The 16,247-nt window shown below is 67.6% G+C and carries 15 protein-coding genes; 7 read left to right on the top strand and 8 right to left on the bottom strand.

From position 1 onward, the window contains the following. Positions 1 to 6: 6 nt before the first annotated feature. Together murJ and secB are read right to left on the bottom strand one after the other, a co-directional pair. A complete protein-coding gene (murJ, locus tag AC3A5N_RS14430; protein ID WP_487738020.1) occupies positions 7 to 1,578 on the bottom strand; it encodes a murein biosynthesis integral membrane protein MurJ in 1,572 nt (523 codons plus the stop codon). 46 nt (positions 1,579 to 1,624) lie between these two features. After that, complete coding sequence (gene secB / locus AC3A5N_RS14425; RefSeq protein ID WP_487738019.1) at positions 1,625 to 2,155, bottom strand: protein-export chaperone SecB; 531 nt, start codon at positions 2,153 to 2,155, stop codon at positions 1,625 to 1,627. A gap of 231 nt (positions 2,156 to 2,386) precedes the next feature. On the opposite strand from secB, the gene AC3A5N_RS14420 reads away from it, so the two are divergent. The 4 genes from AC3A5N_RS14420 (at position 2,387) to AC3A5N_RS14405 (ending at position 5,221) form a co-directional block, all read left to right on the top strand. Next, positions 2,387 to 3,037, top strand: coding sequence for a Tim44/TimA family putative adaptor protein (locus AC3A5N_RS14420; RefSeq protein WP_487738018.1), 651 nt, complete (start codon positions 2,387 to 2,389; stop codon positions 3,035 to 3,037). A gap of 27 nt (positions 3,038 to 3,064) precedes the next feature. Then, complete coding sequence (gene mltA, locus AC3A5N_RS14415; RefSeq protein WP_487738017.1) at positions 3,065 to 4,243, top strand: murein transglycosylase A; 1,179 nt, start codon at positions 3,065 to 3,067, stop codon at positions 4,241 to 4,243. Positions 4,244 to 4,470: 227 nt separating this feature from the next. Further along, complete coding sequence (locus tag AC3A5N_RS14410) at positions 4,471 to 4,821, top strand: Smr/MutS family protein (RefSeq protein ID WP_487738016.1); 351 nt, start codon at positions 4,471 to 4,473, stop codon at positions 4,819 to 4,821. 4 nt (positions 4,822 to 4,825) lie between these two features. Further along, on the top strand, positions 4,826 to 5,221 hold the full coding sequence (locus tag AC3A5N_RS14405) for a hypothetical protein (RefSeq protein ID WP_487738015.1): 396 nt from the start codon (positions 4,826 to 4,828) through the stop codon (positions 5,219 to 5,221). An 11-nt stretch (positions 5,222 to 5,232) separates the two neighbouring features. On the opposite strand, the gene ahpF is transcribed toward AC3A5N_RS14405, so the two are convergent. The 3 genes from ahpF to aroC all read right to left on the bottom strand — a co-directional run bounded on the left by ahpF (position 5,233) and on the right by aroC (position 8,824). Continuing rightward, the gene (gene ahpF / locus AC3A5N_RS14400) at positions 5,233 to 6,819 is read right to left on the bottom strand and encodes an alkyl hydroperoxide reductase subunit F (RefSeq protein WP_487738014.1); all 1,587 of its coding nucleotides are present in this window, start codon (positions 6,817 to 6,819) and stop codon (positions 5,233 to 5,235) included. Positions 6,820 to 7,050: 231 nt separating this feature from the next. Beyond that, positions 7,051 to 7,617 carry an alkyl hydroperoxide reductase subunit C gene (ahpC, locus tag AC3A5N_RS14395; protein WP_487738013.1) on the bottom strand — a complete coding sequence of 189 codons (567 nt, stop codon included), beginning with the start codon at positions 7,615 to 7,617 and terminating at the stop codon, positions 7,051 to 7,053. A gap of 136 nt (positions 7,618 to 7,753) precedes the next feature. Next, on the bottom strand, positions 7,754 to 8,824 hold the full coding sequence (gene aroC, locus AC3A5N_RS14390) for a chorismate synthase (RefSeq protein WP_487738012.1): 1,071 nt from the start codon (positions 8,822 to 8,824) through the stop codon (positions 7,754 to 7,756). Positions 8,825 to 9,132: 308 nt separating this feature from the next. Between aroC and ruvA the strand changes: the two genes are divergently transcribed. The 3 genes from ruvA to ruvB are packed head-to-tail and all read left to right on the top strand — an operon-like array spanning position 9,133 to position 11,182. Further along, positions 9,133 to 9,735, top strand: coding sequence for a Holliday junction branch migration protein RuvA (gene ruvA, locus AC3A5N_RS14385; protein ID WP_487738011.1), 603 nt, complete (start codon positions 9,133 to 9,135; stop codon positions 9,733 to 9,735). After that, entirely contained in the window at positions 9,732 to 10,148 is a 417-nt protein-coding gene (locus AC3A5N_RS14380; protein WP_487738010.1) for a DoxX family protein, read from the top strand. Before ruvA ends, AC3A5N_RS14380 begins: the two co-directional genes overlap by 4 nt. Then, the gene (gene ruvB / locus AC3A5N_RS14375; protein WP_487738009.1) at positions 10,145 to 11,182 is read left to right on the top strand and encodes a Holliday junction branch migration DNA helicase RuvB; all 1,038 of its coding nucleotides are present in this window, start codon (positions 10,145 to 10,147) and stop codon (positions 11,180 to 11,182) included. The genes AC3A5N_RS14380 and ruvB overlap by 4 nt, the downstream gene beginning before the upstream one ends. Positions 11,183 to 11,693: 511 nt before the next feature. On the opposite strand, the gene AC3A5N_RS14370 is transcribed toward ruvB, so the two are convergent. The 3 genes from AC3A5N_RS14370 to AC3A5N_RS14360 all read right to left on the bottom strand — a co-directional run bounded on the left by AC3A5N_RS14370 (position 11,694) and on the right by AC3A5N_RS14360 (position 16,125). Beyond that, the gene (locus AC3A5N_RS14370; RefSeq protein WP_487738008.1) at positions 11,694 to 12,278 is read right to left on the bottom strand and encodes a hypothetical protein; all 585 of its coding nucleotides are present in this window, start codon (positions 12,276 to 12,278) and stop codon (positions 11,694 to 11,696) included. 118 nt (positions 12,279 to 12,396) lie between these two features. Further along, a complete protein-coding gene (gene acnA, locus AC3A5N_RS14365; RefSeq protein WP_487738007.1) occupies positions 12,397 to 15,069 on the bottom strand; it encodes an aconitate hydratase AcnA in 2,673 nt (890 codons plus the stop codon). 162 nt (positions 15,070 to 15,231) lie between these two features. Beyond that, on the bottom strand, positions 15,232 to 16,125 hold the full coding sequence (locus AC3A5N_RS14360; RefSeq protein WP_487738006.1) for a DMT family transporter: 894 nt from the start codon (positions 16,123 to 16,125) through the stop codon (positions 15,232 to 15,234). Positions 16,126 to 16,247 lie beyond the last annotated feature (122 nt).

Raw genomic sequence — 16,247 nt, 5'->3', positions numbered from 1 at the left:
GCGATGTCAACCCTCGCGGCGCATCAGCCGTGCGACGGCGGCACGGTCGAGCACGCCGAGCAGCGCGGCGAGGACGAAATAGATGACCCCGCCGGTCGCGACCAATGCAGCGATCGATCCGACCCGCTCGAGCACTCCGCCGGCGTAGTAGTCCGCGCCCCAGGGCATCGCGAACCACAGCGCCGCGCCCATCAGGGCGGCGGCGAGAGCAATGCGTGCGATGCGCCACGCGACTCGCCCGGTCATGCGGAAGTGCCCCTTGCGCGCCAGCAGGGCGTAGAGCAGCGCGACGTTGGTCCAGGCCCCTGCGGACCCCGCCAGGGCGAGCCCGACGACGCCCAGGCGGGGCACGAGGACGAAATTGAGCACGATGTTGAGCATGAGCCCGGCGAGCGCGGTATAGACCGGCGTGCGCGTGTCCTTGCGCGCGAAGTAGTTGGGCACCAGCACCTTGATCAGCACGTAGGCCGGCAGGCCCACGACGAGCGCCGAGGTGACGGCGCCGGTCGCCATTGCGTCGGACAGGGTGAAGGCGCCGCCGGTGTAGAACGCGCGGGTGAAGGCGCTGCCGGTGACGAACAGCGCCACCGCGGCCGGCACGGTGAGCAGCATGGCGAGCTCGATCGCGTTCGACTGCAGGCGCTGGGCCGCGTCGTGGTCCGCACCTGCGATATGGCGCGAGAGCGAGGGCAGGATCGCAGTGCCGAGCGCGATGCCGACGATCCCCAGCGGCAACTGGTTCAGCCGGTCGCCCATTGCGAGGAAGGTATAGGCCCCGTCGGGCAGGGTGGCGAGGAAGAACAGGTCGATGAAGCGGCTGATCTGGTAGACGCCTGCGCCGAACACGGCCGGGAGGATCAGAATCCCGAGCTCCTTCACCCCGTGCGTGATCCGCGGGCGGCCGAGGCGCATGCGGAAGCCCGCCTTGCGCGCCCAGACCCACAACCAGACGAGTTGGAGCACGCCCGACACGGTGACCGCGGCCGCGAGCAGCTCGCCCGTCGCGCGCCGCGCCTCGACCCCCTCGCCCAGCGTCATGCCCGCAATCAGCGCGACGATCATGCACAGATTGAGCAGGATCGGCGCCGCGGCGGCGGCGGCAAAGCGCGAGAGCGAGTTGAGCACGGCGGCGAACAGCGTCGCGAGGCTCATAAAGGCGAGATAGGGGAAGGTGATCCGCGCCATCAGCACGGCAAGATCGAACAGCTCCGGGTCGCCCTCGATCCCCTCGTTGGCGAACAGGCCGGCGATCCACGGCATCGCGATCAGCGCCAGCGCGCCGAACACGATCAGCACCGGGATCAGAAAGGCGAGCACTTCCTCCGCGAAGCGGCGCGCTTCGGAAAGGTCGTCGCGGCCTGCCATGCGCCGGTTGAACAACGGCACGAAGGCGCTCGCGAAGGCGCCTTCGGCGAACAGGCGACGGAAGATGTTGGGGAGCTGGAAGGCGAGCTGCCAGGCGTCAGCCACACCGCCTGCGCCGAGCGCCCGCGCGAGCAGCATGTCGCGCGCGAAGCCGAACAGGCGGCTGACCATGGTCAGCCCCCCGATCGTCCCGACGTTCTTGAGCAGGCTCATGCTACCCGTACCCTTCCCGCTACTTCGTTGGGAGGGGCGCGGAAGCTCAGGCCTCGCCCGCCGGCGTGCCACCCGCAGCGGCTTCTTCCTGCTGCTTCTGCTGCAGGCGCTGCGTGTAGAGGCCGTTGAAGTCGATCGGGTCGATCATCAGCGGCTGCTGACCGGCGTCGCGGCTGGCATCGGCCAGGATGCGGCGGGCGAAGGGGAACAGCAGGCGCGGCGCTTCCGAATAGAGGAAGGCATGCGCCTGATCCTCGGGCAGGTTGCGCATGCCGAGGAGGCCGCAATAGGCGACTTCTACCAGGAACACGTTGCCCTGTTCCGCCTTGGCGGTGGCGTTGATCTTGAGCTCGACCTCATGGACCTCGTCGCTGATCTGGCGCGCGGCGATGTTGAACTGCACGTCGACCTGCGGCGTGTCCTTCCACTGGAAGCACTCGGGCGCGTTGGGCACTTCGACGGACATGTCCTTGACGTACTGCGCGATGATCCCGGCGGCGGGAAGCGTGTCCGCACCGTTGCCGTTGGGTGCGGGATCGAGATCGAGATCGGTGAGAACGTCGCCTTCGTCGGCCATGATGGAATACGCTTTCGTCGAGAATGGTACGGAGCGCCCGCCCGGCAGGGCGAGCCTTGGCCCGCGCGCCTAGCACCGCGCGCGCGGTGCCGCAACTCACGCTTGCGGCACGAGGCAGGCCGGATCGCAGACGGGGCGATACGCGTTGTCCATTTGTATTTTGCCACTATCTAGGGCACGATTGACCGCGTGCGGCATCTGGCCGCCCCGCTACGCAAACGGACAGCATCTGTGATCTACGAAATCGTTATCCTCGCCATGATCGCCGCCTTCCTTGGCATGCGACTCTATTCGGTTCTCGGCCGCCGTGCCGAGCACGAGGAGGAGCCGATTCCGACGCGGTTCGACAAGGGCAAGCAGGCCGCGCCCCACGCCGCCGCGCCGGTGCACCGCCAGAACGCGCCGCCGCCGCGCCCCGCGGGCGTGGTCCCGGCGGTCGAGCGCGGGGTGCAGGAGATTGCCGCCGCCGACCGCTATTTCGACCTTACCGCCTTCCTCGAAGGGGCCAAGGGCGCCTATGCCATGGTGCTCGAGGCGTTCTGGAAGGGCGACCGCGAGACGCTGCGGGAGCTGTGCGACGACGACGTCTACGCCGGCTTCGACGGGGCGATCACGGCGCGGGAGGAAGCGGGCGAGACGCTCGACAACCGCCTCATCCGGATCGAGGACGCGACGATTCATAGCGCCTCGCTCGACGGCGGGCGGGCGCGGATCGCGGTGAACTTCGTCTCCGACATTGCCGCGGTCACCCGCGACAGCGAGGGTAACATGATCGCCGGATCGCTCGACGATGCGATCGAGAGCCGCGACGTGTGGACTTTCAGCCGCATGGTCGACTCGCCCAATCCGGACTGGTTGCTCGACGAGACCGACGAGGGCTGATTTCAGGCATAAAGGGAGAGACCGGCCATGCGTCGCTGGGGGATACTGGCCGCGCTGGCCCTGATGACCGGCTGCACGATCGTGCCTCCGGGCACCGGACCGCGCCCATCCGGACCGCCCGCCGGGATGACCAGCGCCGCCCTTGCCGGAGTCGCCGCCGGTCCGAACATCGGCTCACTCGGTCTCCGCGCTGCCGATGCGGGTACTGCGCTCGCTTCGTTCCGCGAAAGCTGCGGCTGGCTGCTGACCCGTCCCGACGCGAGCGGCCTGACCCGTCCGGACGATTGGCGTCCGGCCTGCGACGCAGCGAACACCTGGCCGCACGGCCGCGGGCAGGAATTCTTCCAGCAGTACTTCGAAACCGCCCGCATCGGCGACGGCGCGGCCTTTGCTACCGGCTACTTCGAACCCGAGATCCGCGGCAGCCGCACGCGTCTCCCCGGCTACGATGTGCCCGTCTACGCCATGCCGCCCGACCTCGTCCGCGCCTGGCCCGAGGACGTGCCGGAGAGCGAGCGCACCGGCCGTCCGCCGCTCGGCCGTTACGATGAGAACGGCGATTTCGTGCTCTACTACGACCGCACGCAGATCGAGCAAGGCGCGCTCGCCGGCCGCGGGCTGGAAATCGCCTGGGTGGCCGATCCGGTCGAGTTCTTCTTCCTCCAGATCCAGGGCTCCGGCCGCTTGATCGCGCAGGACGGCAGCGTCATGCGCATCGGCTATGCCGGGCAAAACGGGCGTGAGTATGTCGGCGTGGGTCGCGTGATGCGCGAGCGCGGGCTGATCGGCGACGAGCCGGGCCAGTACTCGGGCTCGATGCAGGGCATCATGGCCTATATCCGCGAGAATCCGGAGGAAGGCCGCGAGCTCATGCGGCTCAACAAGAGCTGGATCTTTTTCCACGAGTTGAAGGGCGACGGACCGCTCGGCTCGCTCGGCGTGCCGGTGCGGCGCGAAAGCTCGGTCGCGGTCGATCCCGCCTTCGTTCCCTATGGCGCGCCGGTCTGGCTCGAAGTCGACCGGCCGGAGGCGGGCGGCCTATGGGTGGCGCAGGACACCGGCGGCGCGATCAAGGGCGCGAACCGCTTCGACACGTTCTGGGGCGCGGGCGAGGATGCGCGTCGGATCGCCGGCGGCATGAGCGCGCGCGGCCAGGCGCTGGTGCTGCTGCCGAAGGGAACCGTCGCGCGCCTCAACGGGCGATGAGCGCCCCGCGGGGATTGAGCGAGGCGGAGAAGGCGGCATGGGAACGCCTGGCCGCCACGGTAACGCCGCTGCGCCCTCTTCGCCCCCGGGCAGGAACCGTGCCGGCTGACCCGAAGCCTCCGGCCAAAGCGCCTCCGAAACCGCAGGCCAAGTCCGCCAAGCCGCCGGCGTCCGGAACGCGGCCCGCGCCTCCCCAGCAACCTCCGGCCAGTGCCCCTCCCGCCAGGGTGGAGGATGGGCTCGACTCGCATTGGGAGCGGCGCTTCAAGGCGGGCAGCGTGGCGCCCGACTTCACTCTCGATCTGCACGGGCACACGCTCGACGCGGCGCACGCGCGGCTGGAGAGCGGCCTGTTCCAGGCCAAGGCGATGGGCGCGCGCGTGATCCTGCTGATTGCCGGCAAGCCGCGGCCGGTGGACGCCGCGGACCGCGGCAACCGCCGCGGCGCGATCCGGGCGAAGATCCTCGACTGGCTCGCCGCGGGCCCGCATGGTTCCGACATCGCCGCCATACGAAAAGCGCACCGCCGCCACGGAGGCGAGGGTGCGCTTTACCTGGTGCTGAAGCGGCGGAGGTGAGTGGATGGGTGACCAAGTATCCGAACGTGTGGTTGAACAACGGCTTCGAAACCGCATCATCGAAGCGGTCGACATCTTGGCCGAGGGCAAAGCCGGGGTGCGAACCGTCGGTTTCGCCGACTACTTCGAGATCTTCTACGACAACGTTCCGCACCGGGACGACGGGCCAATCGCGCAACTATCCACGCTCAGTGCCCGAGAGCGAGTGCTGCTCGATGAGCTTTGTACGATTGTCGATAATGTATGCGATGCCACGCCGGGGCAGATGACGGAGGCGGATTTCATCGCGACTGGGTGGCCGGACCGCATCGCAGACCATGCACGCCCAGTTTTGCGAGCAATGCTGACACGAGGGCGGTTCAGGGAGGACATCGAAGAACCCGAACCCTCACTGGCCTGACCTGTCTACACTCAGGCCGCCTGCGCCACCTCCACGGGTTCGTTGCGGATCAGGTAATCGAAGGCGCTCAATGCCGCCTTGGACCCTTCGCCCATCGCGATCACGATCTGCTTATAGGGCACGGTCGTGCAATCGCCTGCGGCGAAGACGCCGGGCAGGTTGGTGGCCGCGCCGCCATCGATTTCGATCTCCCCGAACTTGCTCAGCGCGAGGCCGCTGTCCTTGAGCCATTCGGTGTTGGGCACGAGACCGATCTGGACGAACACCCCGGCGAGATCGACACGATGCTCCTCGCCGCTCGCGCGGTCCTTGTAGACGAGGCCGTTCACGCGGGTGCCGTCGCCGGTGATCTCGGTCGTCTGCGCATTGGTGAACACCTCGACGTTGCCCATGCTGCGCAGCTTGGCCTGCAGCACTTCGTCGGCACGCAACTTGGTGTCAAACTCGATCACGGTGACGTGATCGACGATCTTGGCGAGGTCGATCGCCGCCTCGACGCCAGAGTTGCCGCCCCCAATCACCGCGATGCGCTTGCCCTTGAACAGTGGGCCGTCGCAGTGCGGGCAGTAGGCCACGCCCTTGTTGCGATATTCGGCCTCGCCCGGCACGCCGAGGTTGCGCCAGCGTGCGCCGGTCGCGAGGATCAGCGAGCGCGTCTTGAGCGAGGCGCCGTTGGCGAACACGACTTCGTGCAGCGCGCCCAGCTCCGTCGCGGGGATCAGCCTTTCCGCCTGCAGGCGGTCCATCAGGTCGATCTCGTACTCGCCGACGTGGCTTTCGAGCTGCGCAGCGAGTTTCGGGCCCTCGGTATAGGTCGTGCCGGTCAGGTTCTCGATCCCGAGCGTGTCGTGGAGCTGACCGCCGAAGCGCTCGGCCGCGACGCCGGTGCTGAAGCCCTTGCGCGCGGTGTAGATCGCGGCCGAAGCACCGGCGGGTCCGCCGCCGACGACGAGCACCTCGAACGGGTCCTTCTCGGCCAGCTTGGCAGCCTGTCGTTCGCCTGCGCCGGTGTCGAGCTTCGCCAGCACGTCCTCCAGGCTCATCTTGCCGTTGAAGAACGGCTCGCCGTTGAGGAAGGTCGCGGGCACGGCCATCACATCGCGCGCCTCGACCTCGTCCTTGAACGTGCCGCCTTCGATCAGCGTCGCGGTAATGCGCGGGTTGAGGAGCGCCATCAGCGTGAGCGCCTGCACCACGTCGGGGCAGTTATGGCAGCTCAGCGAGAAATACATCTCGAAATTGTAGTCGCCCTCGAGCCGTTCGATCGCCTCGATCGTTTCGGCATCGACCTTGGGCGGATGGCCGCCGGCCCAGAGCAGCGCGAGCACCAGCGAGGTGAACTCGTGCCCCATCGGCAGGCCGGCGAAGTGGACCCACTTCTCCGCATCAGACGCGCGGCGGATGACGAAGCTCGGCTTGCGTTCGTCGGTCCCGTCGAACTGGGCGGAGACGTGCTCGTGCAGCTCGGCGATCTCGGTCAGGAGCGCGCGCGTTTCGCCTGACTTCGCGTCGTCGCCGAGCGAAGCGACGAGCTCGATCGGCTCGCGCAGATTGGCGAGGTACTGTTTGAGCTGCTGCTTCATCGCGGTGTCGAGCATGGGGTGAACTCCTGGAAAGTGCTTCGCCATTGCCGGCGCGCCGATCGCGCGCGGTCGATCCAGCGGGCGGGCCCGCCGGATCGCGTCGTCGCTTGTCCCCTCGCAATGGCGATGGGAGGGGCAGCGGAAGAAAGTGGATGAAGGCCCGGGGCGGGGGGGAGGGGGGAGGTCGCCCCGGGCCTTCCACGTGACCCGGGCCGAAGCCCAGGGTCCTGTGTTCGGTTGCTAGCCTTAGAGCTTGCCGACGAGGTCGAGCGAGGGGGCCAGCGTGTCGCCGCCTTCTTCCCACGCCGCCGGGCAGACCTGGCCCGGGTTCGCGCGGACATACTGCGCGGCCTTGATCTTGCGGGTCAGCTCGTTGGCATTACGGCCGACGCCTTCGCAGGTGATCTCCATGATCTGGATCACGCCGTCGGGATCGACCACGAACGTCGCACGGTCGGCCAGGCCGGCGCCTTCGCGCAGCACGCCGAAGTTGTTGGCGAGGATGTGGTTCTGGTCGCCGAGGAAGGCGTATTCGAGCTTGCCGATCTTCTCCGACGTGTCATGCCAGGCCTTGTGGCTGAAGTGCGTGTCGGTGCTCACGGCATAGACGTCGACGCCCATCTGCTGGAGCATGTGATACTTCTCGCCGAGATCTTCGAGCTCGGTCGGGCAGACGAACGTGAAGTCGGCCGGATAGAAGAAGAACACGGCCCACTTGCCCTCGAGGTCCTTTTCCGAAACTTCGAAGAAGTCCTTGCCCTTCTGGAAGGCGGTCGCCTTGAACGGCTGGATCGTGCTGCCAATGATACCCATGTCTGAAATCCTCTTTTTAGGTTGAAACTCGAGGCTTCAGATAAGGTCTTGTACGATCAACAAAAGCGTTTTTGTGCGATTGCGAACATCGGAATAATCGATCACAGCGCTGGAACTTTCGAAAAGTGCAACGGACTCATGATGAGCATTGCGCGCGGTGCAACATCTTGTGGTCGGCCAGCACCAGCGCCATCATCGCGGCGACCACCGGCGTGCCGCGGATGCCGACGCAGGGATCGTGGCGGCCCTTGGTGCGAACCTGCGTCGCCTCTCCCTCGCGAGTGATCGAATCGACCGGGGTGAGGATCGAGCTGGTCGGCTTGAAGGCGACGCGGCAGACCACCGGCTGGCCGGTCGCGATGCCGCCGGCGATGCCGCCCGCGTGGTTGGCGGCGAACTCCGGCCCGTTCTCTCCGGGGCGCATCGGATCGGCGTTCTCCTCCCCGCGCAAGGCGGCGGCGCCGAACCCATCGCCGATCTCGACGCCCTTGACCGCATTGATCCCCATCATCGCCGAAGCGAGGTCGGCATCGAGCTTGGCGTAGATCGGGGCGCCCCAACCCGCCGGCACGCCTTCGGCGACGCATTCGACGACCGCGCCGAGGCTGGAGCCGTCCTTGCGCGCCTCGTCGACCAGGTTCTCCCAGCGCTTGGCGGCCCAGCTATCGGGGCAGAAGAAGGGATTGTCGCCGATCGTGTCGAGGTTCATCGCCTCGCGGTCGATCGCGTCGTTGCCGATCTGGACGACATAGGCGGTGATCCTCACCTCGGGGATCACCAACCGTGCCACGGCCCCCGCCGCGACCCGCGCCGCCGTCTCGCGCGCCGAGCTGCGCCCGCCGCCGCGGTAGTCGCGCAGGCCGTATTTCGCGTCGTAGGCATAGTCGGCGTGGCCGGGGCGGTAGGCGGCGGCGATCTCCGAGTAGTCCTTCGACCGCTGATCGGTATTCTCGATCATCAGCGCAATCGGCGTGCCGGTCGTCCGCCCGTCGAACGTGCCGGAGAGAATCTTCACCCGGTCCGGCTCCTGCCGCTGGGTGGTGAACTTCGACTGCCCGGGCCGCCGCGCGTCGAGGAACGGCTGGATCTGCTGCTCGGAAAGCTCAATTCCCGGCGGGCACCCGTCGACCACCGCGCCGAGCGCCGGCCCGTGGCTCTCTCCCCAGGTCGTCATGCGAAAAACGCGTCCGAATGTGTTCCAGCTCATGGGTGAGGATGTGGCGCAAGATTTCTGGCGTGTCCAATTCCGGCGAGGAAGGAATTTTTGGATCGCGCAAAGGCGCAAAAGACGCGAAGATGTCCCGATCGCGGCGAAGCCGCTATATTTCACACAAAGACACGAAGATGGAGTGCCCGGTTCGACCGGCGCGACATCTTCGTGTCTTTGTGTGAACCAAATATTCGAACGCGGCTGCGCCGCATGGGCCTCCGCGCCTCCGCGTGAATGATCCTCCGGCGGGGATTGCTCCACGTGGAGGGCTGGCCAAACCGCCCGCGCTCGGGCAGGAACAAAGCATGATTGCGAAGCTGAAGGGCCTGCTCGACGAAACCGGCGCCGACTGGGCGGTGATCGACGTCGCGGGCGTCGGCTATCTCGTCCACTGTTCGTCGAAGACGCTGGCCGCGCTGGGCGATGTGGGCGAGGCCTGCACCGTCTATACCGACCTGCAGGTGAGCGAAAATGATATGCGTCTACTCGGCTTCGCCGAGGCGGCGGAGCGGGACTGGTTCCGCCTGCTGACGCAGGTGCAGGGCGTCGGCAGCAAAGTCGCGCTGGCGATCCTCTCCGCCCTGTCGCCGGGCGAGTTGCAGGCGGCGTGCTCGGGCGGCGATGCCGCGATGGTCGCCCGTGCGCAAGGCGTCGGCCCCAAGCTGGCGAGTCGTATCGTCAACGAGCTGAAGGACAAGGCCGGCGCGCTGCCGGGTGGCGGTGGAGTGGGCGCGGTGCCGGCCACCCCCGCAGGCGGCGCCAGTGCGGACGCGGTCTCCGCCCTCGAAAACCTCGGCTTCAAACCCGCCACCGCCGCCCGCGCCGTCGCCGCCGCGCAAGGCGAGCTGGGCGAGGGTGCCAGCGAGAGCGAGCTGATCCGTGTGGCGCTGAAGAGGGCGGCGGGGTGAGGCTCGCGCTCGGCCATCTCTCTCGCTGGAGCGATCTCACGCTGTTCGGCCTGCGTGTGCTGACCGGCGGCTTCCTGATGCACGAGACCTGGGACAATGTGACCAGCCGCGCGCGGATGAACGAATTCGTGCAGTTCCTCGACCAGTTCGGCTTCCCCCTCCCGTGGCTGCTCGCGCCGTTCTCGGTTGCGGTCCAGTTCGGCTGCGGCGCCCTGCTGGTCGTGGGCCTGCTGACCCGCTGGGCCGGGTTGCTGATTGCTGCCAACTTCGCCGTTGCGGTCGCCATGGTGCATGTGAACGAGCCGTTTCGCGGCTGGTGGCCGGCGATCGTGCTTGTGTTCCTGGGTCTGCATTTCACGGCGTCGGGATCGGGCAAGTTCGGCCTCGACGGGTTCTTCGGGAGGGGTCGGTGAACCTCGACGATCCCGACCGGCTGACCGCGCCCGATCGCCAGAGCGGGGACGTCGACGCCGCCCTGCGCCCGAAGTCGCTCGGCGAGTTTATCGGGCAGGAGGGCGCGCGGGAGAACCTGCGGGTGTTTATCGCGAGCGCGAAGTCGCGCGGGGAGGCGATGGACCATGTGCTGTTCTTCGGGCCGCCGGGGCTCGGCAAGACGACGCTGGCGCAGATCGTGGCGAAGGAGCTGGGCGTCGGCTTTCGCGCCACCAGCGGACCGGTGATCGCCAAGGCGGGCGACCTCGCCGCACTGCTAACCAATCTCGAGCCGCACGACGTGCTGTTCATCGACGAGATCCACCGGCTCAATCCGGTGGTCGAGGAAGTGCTCTATCCGGCGATGGAGGACCGGGCGCTGGATCTCATCATCGGGGAGGGACCGTCGGCGCGCAGCGTGCGGATCGACTTGCCACCGTTCACGCTGGTCGGCGCGACCACGCGGCAGGGGCTGCTGACCACGCCGCTGCGGGACCGCTTCGGCATTCCGGTGCGGCTCAATTTCTACACCCACGAGGAACTCGATCTGGTCGTTACCCGCGGCGCGCGGCTGCTGGGGATGGAGATCGACCCGGCGGGTGCGCGCGAGATCGCCCGCCGCAGCCGGGGAACGCCGCGCGTCGCCGGGCGGCTGCTGCGGCGGGTGCGCGACTTCGCGCATGTCGCCGGCGACGGCGTGGTGACGCGCACGGTGGCGGACGAAGCGCTGACCCGGCTGGAGATCGACCGCCTCGGCCTCGACGCGATGGACCGGCGCTACCTGACAATGATCGCCACGACCTACCGCGGCGGCCCGGTGGGCGTGGAGACGCTTGCTGCCGGGCTCTCGGAACCGCGCGACACGGTGGAGGAGGTGATCGAGCCCTACCTGATCCAGCTCGGCCTGGTGGCCCGCACGGCGCGCGGGCGCTGCATCAACGAATCGGGCTGGACCCATCTGGAAATGACACCACCCAAGGGCGCGCAGTCGGGCCTGTTCGACGAAAACCCCTGACGCGAAGGCAAGGATTTCCGCGGTTTTCGCCCCAACGCGGGACAAGTCGTGCCCGTCCGCGGATTTTGGCCGGTTTTCTTCGGCAGTGGCCTCCGAAATGTGGTTAAAACGATTGCCGCGTTAGCTGCGTTGCGTTCCCATGGCATGACAAGGAGCGGTCTGTAGCCGGGTTCGCCGGCCGCCAGAGCTCCGAGGCAACGAGAGAACCTGTCATGTCGGTAAAGATGGCTCTGGCGAAACTGTCCGTGACTGCGGTCGGCGGCGCGCTGCTCGCAGGCGGCGCGGTCCACGTGGCCGAGAAGCAGATCACCGACACGCCCTCGTACAAGTCGGGCAAGACGCAGCCGGTGCGCTACATCAAGGAAACGCCCAAGATCGTGAAGCGCGCGGTGCCCGAGGAACGGCGCAAGCGCCGCATCGTCGAGCGCCGGGTGGAATGCGTGCCGGCGGGGCCGGCTGCACCCGCGCCCGCCCTGCCCGCGCCGGTCTATGACGAGGAGTGCCCGCCGGCCTACCAGGTCGCGATGGTGCCAGTGCCACTGCCTCCCGCGCCCCCGATCTCGGGCGGCAGCAGCGGCGGCGTGACGGTGATCGGCGGCAGCGGCGGCTTCGGAGGTTTCGGCGGAGGGTTCTTCGGCGGCTTCTTCGGCGGCGGCAGCAGCAGCGGCGGCAACGTCGTGGTCACCTCGACCACTTCGGGCGGCTCGACCTCGACCTCTACGGGCGGCAGCTCGACCTCGTCCGGCGGCAGTTCCACCTCCACGTCGTCGGGCGGCAGTTCGACGTCGACCTCGACCGGGGGCAGCTCGACGTCGACGTCCACCGGCGGGAGCTCGACTTCGACCTCGGGCAACGTGTCGACCAGCACCTCGACCTCGGGCAACGTCACCAGCAGCACGAGCACCAGCAGCTCCACCAGCACGTCGAGCAGCACCAGTTCGAGCACGAGCAGCTCGACCAGCTCGAGCACCTCGTCCTCGACCAGCACGTCGTCCAGCACCGGCGGCACCACCAGCGGTACGCAGGTGCCGGCTCCGCCGATGACGATCCTGTTCGGGCTCGCCGCGGCAGCAGTGCTCGGCCGGCGCAAGTTCAAGGCGGCGAAGGCGGCCTAGACCCGGCCCTCGCCACTCCCTACGAGCCCGTCACTCCCACGAGAAAGGGCGGCCCCCGCGAGGGAGCCGCCCTTTTTTGCGCCCGCGCAGGCCTGCGGCTCAGGCTGCCAGCTTGCGCAGCACGTAGTGGAGGATGCCGCCGTTGCGGTAGTATTCCATCTCGTTGGCCGTATCGATCCGGCACTTGGCGGTGAAGGTGAAGCTCTCACCGTTGGCGCGGGTCACCTCGACCGTGACGTCCTGCGCCGGCTTGAGATCGGCGAGGCCATGAATGGTGAAGCTGTCGTCGCCCGTCAGACCCAGGGTCTCGCGCGTCTCACCGCCCATGAACTGCAGCGGCAGCACGCCCATGCCGACCAGATTCGAGCGGTGGATGCGCTCGAAGCTTTCGACGATCACCGCGCGCACGCCGAGCAGGATCGTGCCCTTGGCCGCCCAGTCGCGGCTCGACCCGGTGCCGTATTCCTTGCCCGCGATGACGACCAGCGGGGTGCCGTCGGCCTTGTGCTTCATCGCCGCGTCGTAGATCGCCATCTGCTCGCCGTTGTAGGCGGTGAAGCCGCCTTCGACCCCGGGCACCATCTCGTTGCGGATACGGATGTTGGCGAAGGTGCCGCGCATCATCACTTCGTGGTTGCCGCGGCGGCTGCCGTAGGAGTTGAAGTCCGCCTTCGCGACCTGGTTCTCGATCAGGTACTTGCCCGCCGGGCTGTCTTCCTTGATCGATCCGGCCGGGCTGATGTGGTCGGTGGTGACGCTGTCGGCGAGGATCGCGAGCGGCTTGGCGTCGACGATATCGGTCACCGGCGCCGGCGTCATGCTCATGCCCTCAAAGTAAGGCGGGTTGGCGACGTAAGTGCTGCCCGGGCGCCACTGGTAGGTGTCCGATCCGGTCACGTCGATCGCCTGCCAATGCTCGTCGCCCTTGTAGACGTCGGCATAGCGGGCCTCGAACATTGCGCGGTCGATCGCGCCCGAGCGGACGGTGGCGATCTCGTCGTTGGACGGCCACAGGTCCTTCAGGAACACGTCGTTGCCGTCCTTGTCGGTGCCGAGCGGCGTTTCGATCATGTCCTGCGTCACCGTGCCCTTGAGCGCATAGGCGACCACCAGCGGCGGGCTGGCGAGGAAGTTCGCGCGCACGTCGGGGCTGACCCGGCCTTCGAAGTTGCGGTTGCCCGAAAGCACGCTGGCGGCGACGATGTCGTTGCTGTTGATCGCCTCGCTGATCGGCGGAGCGAGCGGGCCGGAGTTGCCGATGCAGGTCGTGCAGCCGTAGCCGACGAGGTCGAAGCCGATCGCGTCGAGATGCTCCTGCAGTCCGGCCTTCTCGAGATAGTCGGTGACCACCTGCGAACCGGGCGCGAGGCTCGTCTTGACCCAAGGCTTTGGCTTCATGCCGCGTTCGTTCGCCTTCTTGGCGAGGAGGCCGGCGGCGACCATCACGTCCGGATTGGAGGTGTTGGTGCAGCTCGTGATCGCGGCGATCACCACGTCGCCGTCGCCGATGTCGTGGTCCTTGCCCTCCACGGCCACGCGGGCGGGCACGCTCTTGCCGTAGAGCGTGTCCAGATCGGCATTGAACAGGTCGTCGACTTCGGGGAGTATGACCTTGTCCTGCGGGCGCTTGGGGCCGGCGAGGCTGGGGACGACCGCGCCGATGTCGAGTTCGATCGTCCTGGTGAAGACCGGCTCGTTGTCCGGCTCGAACCACATGCCCTGTTCGCGGCTATAGGCCTCGACCAGCGCGATCGTATCCTCGCTACGGCCGGTCAGGCGCATATAGTCGAGCGTCTTGTCGTCGATTCCGAAGAAGCCGCAAGTCGCGCCGTATTCGGGCGCCATGTTGGCGATCGTCGCGCGGTCGGCGAGGCTCAGGGTCGAGACGCCGGGGCCGTAGAACTCGACGAAGCGGCCGACCACGCCTGCCTCGCGCAGCATCTGGGTGCAGGTGAGCACGAGATCGGTCGCGGTCACGCCCTCGCCCAGCGAGCCGGTCAGCTTGAAGCCGACGACCTCGGGGATCAGCATCGAAACCGGCTGACCGAGCATGGCGGCCTCGGCCTCGATCCCGCCGACGCCCCAGCCGAGCACGCCGAGGCCGTTGACCATGGTCGTGTGGCTGTCGGTGCCGACGCAAGTGTCGGGATAGGCGACCATCTGGCCGCTTTCGTCCTCGCTCGACCACACGCCTTGGGCGATGTGCTCGAGGTTGACCTGGTGGCAGATGCCGGTGCCCGGGGGCACGGCGGAGAAGTTGCGGAAGCTCTTGGAACCCCACTTGAGGAAGTCGTAGCGCTCTGCATTGCGCGCGTACTCGAACGCGACGTTCTGCTCGAACGCTTTGGGATGGCCGAACTCGTCGACCATGACCGAGTGGTCGATCACAAGGTTGACCGGCACCTGCGGGTTGATCTTGGCGGTGTCGCCGCCGAGCTTGGCGATCGCGTCGCGCATCGCGGCGAGGTCGACCACGCAAGGCACCCCGGTGAAGTCCTGCAGCAGCACGCGCGCCGGGCGGTACTGGATTTCCTCGCCGGTAGCCGGGTTCTTCTGCCAGTCGGCGATTGCGCGGACGTGTTCCTCGCCGACGGTGAAGCCGCCGTCCTCGAACCGCAGCATGTTTTCGAGAAGGACTTTCAGCGAAAACGGGAGACGCGAGATGTCGCCGACGTGCTCCGCCGCCTTGGCGAAGGAGTAATAGGCGTAGTCCCTGCCGTTCACGTTGAGGGTGGAGCGGGTCTTGAGGCTGTCCTTGCCGACCTGGGTCATGCTGTGCGTCGTCCTTTCGTGAATGGCGTCCGCCGTCTGCGCTCCGGCGGAAAGAGTCGCGATTTTGCCGCGGCACCTGCGCGTTCGCGCGCGAGGCGTCAAGGGCGCGCACCGCGACCATGCACTGCGCGCGGCGCATTATCCTTGCACAAGCAATAGCTCTTATAGCGCGCTTTGTTCCGGCCGGCGCCGTGCGGCGATCCAGCAGCCGATCACGATCAGCGCTGCGCCTGCGACCGTGCCGGGCCCCAACTCCTCGCGGAAGAACAGCCAGCCGAACAGCGCGGCCCAGAGGAAGGCCGAATATTCGATCGGCAGGAGCACCTGCGTCTCGGCCCGTGCATAGGCCCAGGCGAGTGCGATGGCGGCGCCCGTCGCGAGCAGCGCGGCCGCGCCGATGTCGCGCCAGGCCGCCGGTTCCGGCACGATGAACAGCAGCGGCGCGAGCGGCAGGAGCGTGAGGGTGACGATGCCGTTCTGGAAGGTCGCGACTTCGAGCGGCCTCGCTACGAGCGCCTGTTCGCGCTGGATCACGAGATTCCATGCGTAGAGCAGGGTGGAGAACGCCATCGCCGACAGGCCGAGCACGGCATCGCGGTCGAGTTCTTGGGTTCCGAGCTTGCCGGCGACGATCACCACCACGCCCGCCAGGCCCAGCAGTGCGGCGATCACCGCCCGCCGTTCGATCGTCTCACCCAGCAGGATCGCGGCGAGATAGAGCGCGATCAGCGGCGCGACGAAGGATAGCGCGATCGCCTCCGCCAGCGGCAGGCGCACGAGTGCGAAGAAGAAGGTGAGCGCCATGAAGGCCACGACGATCCCGCGCTTCAGGTGGATGCGCAGCACGCGCCGTGCCGGCCAGCGCCCGCCGAGCCCCAGCCAAAACGGGGCGACCACGGCGAGCCCGATCGCCGTGCGCAGCAGCAGCGCGCTATAGGCGCCCACCACCATCGCGGCCGACTTCATGAAGGCGTCCATCGCTGCGAACAGGGCGATTCCCGCCACGGTGACGAGGATGGGCAACTGGCGGTGCTCGGGAAGCATTGCAGCGGCCATAGGCCCGGTGTTGCGGCGCGTCATCAGCCATCTGAATTCAGCCGCCAGTCAGCCGCGGTGCTTGATGCGCATGGTTCGTTAAGGCAGATTCGCGCCGGCCCTCGCTACGACCAGAGGCGCCC

This window comes from Pelagerythrobacter sp. Soil_C_18 (assembly GCF_057657235.1).
The sequence above is the reverse complement of the archived record's forward strand: the minus strand, read 5'-3'. Positions and strand labels throughout refer to the sequence as shown.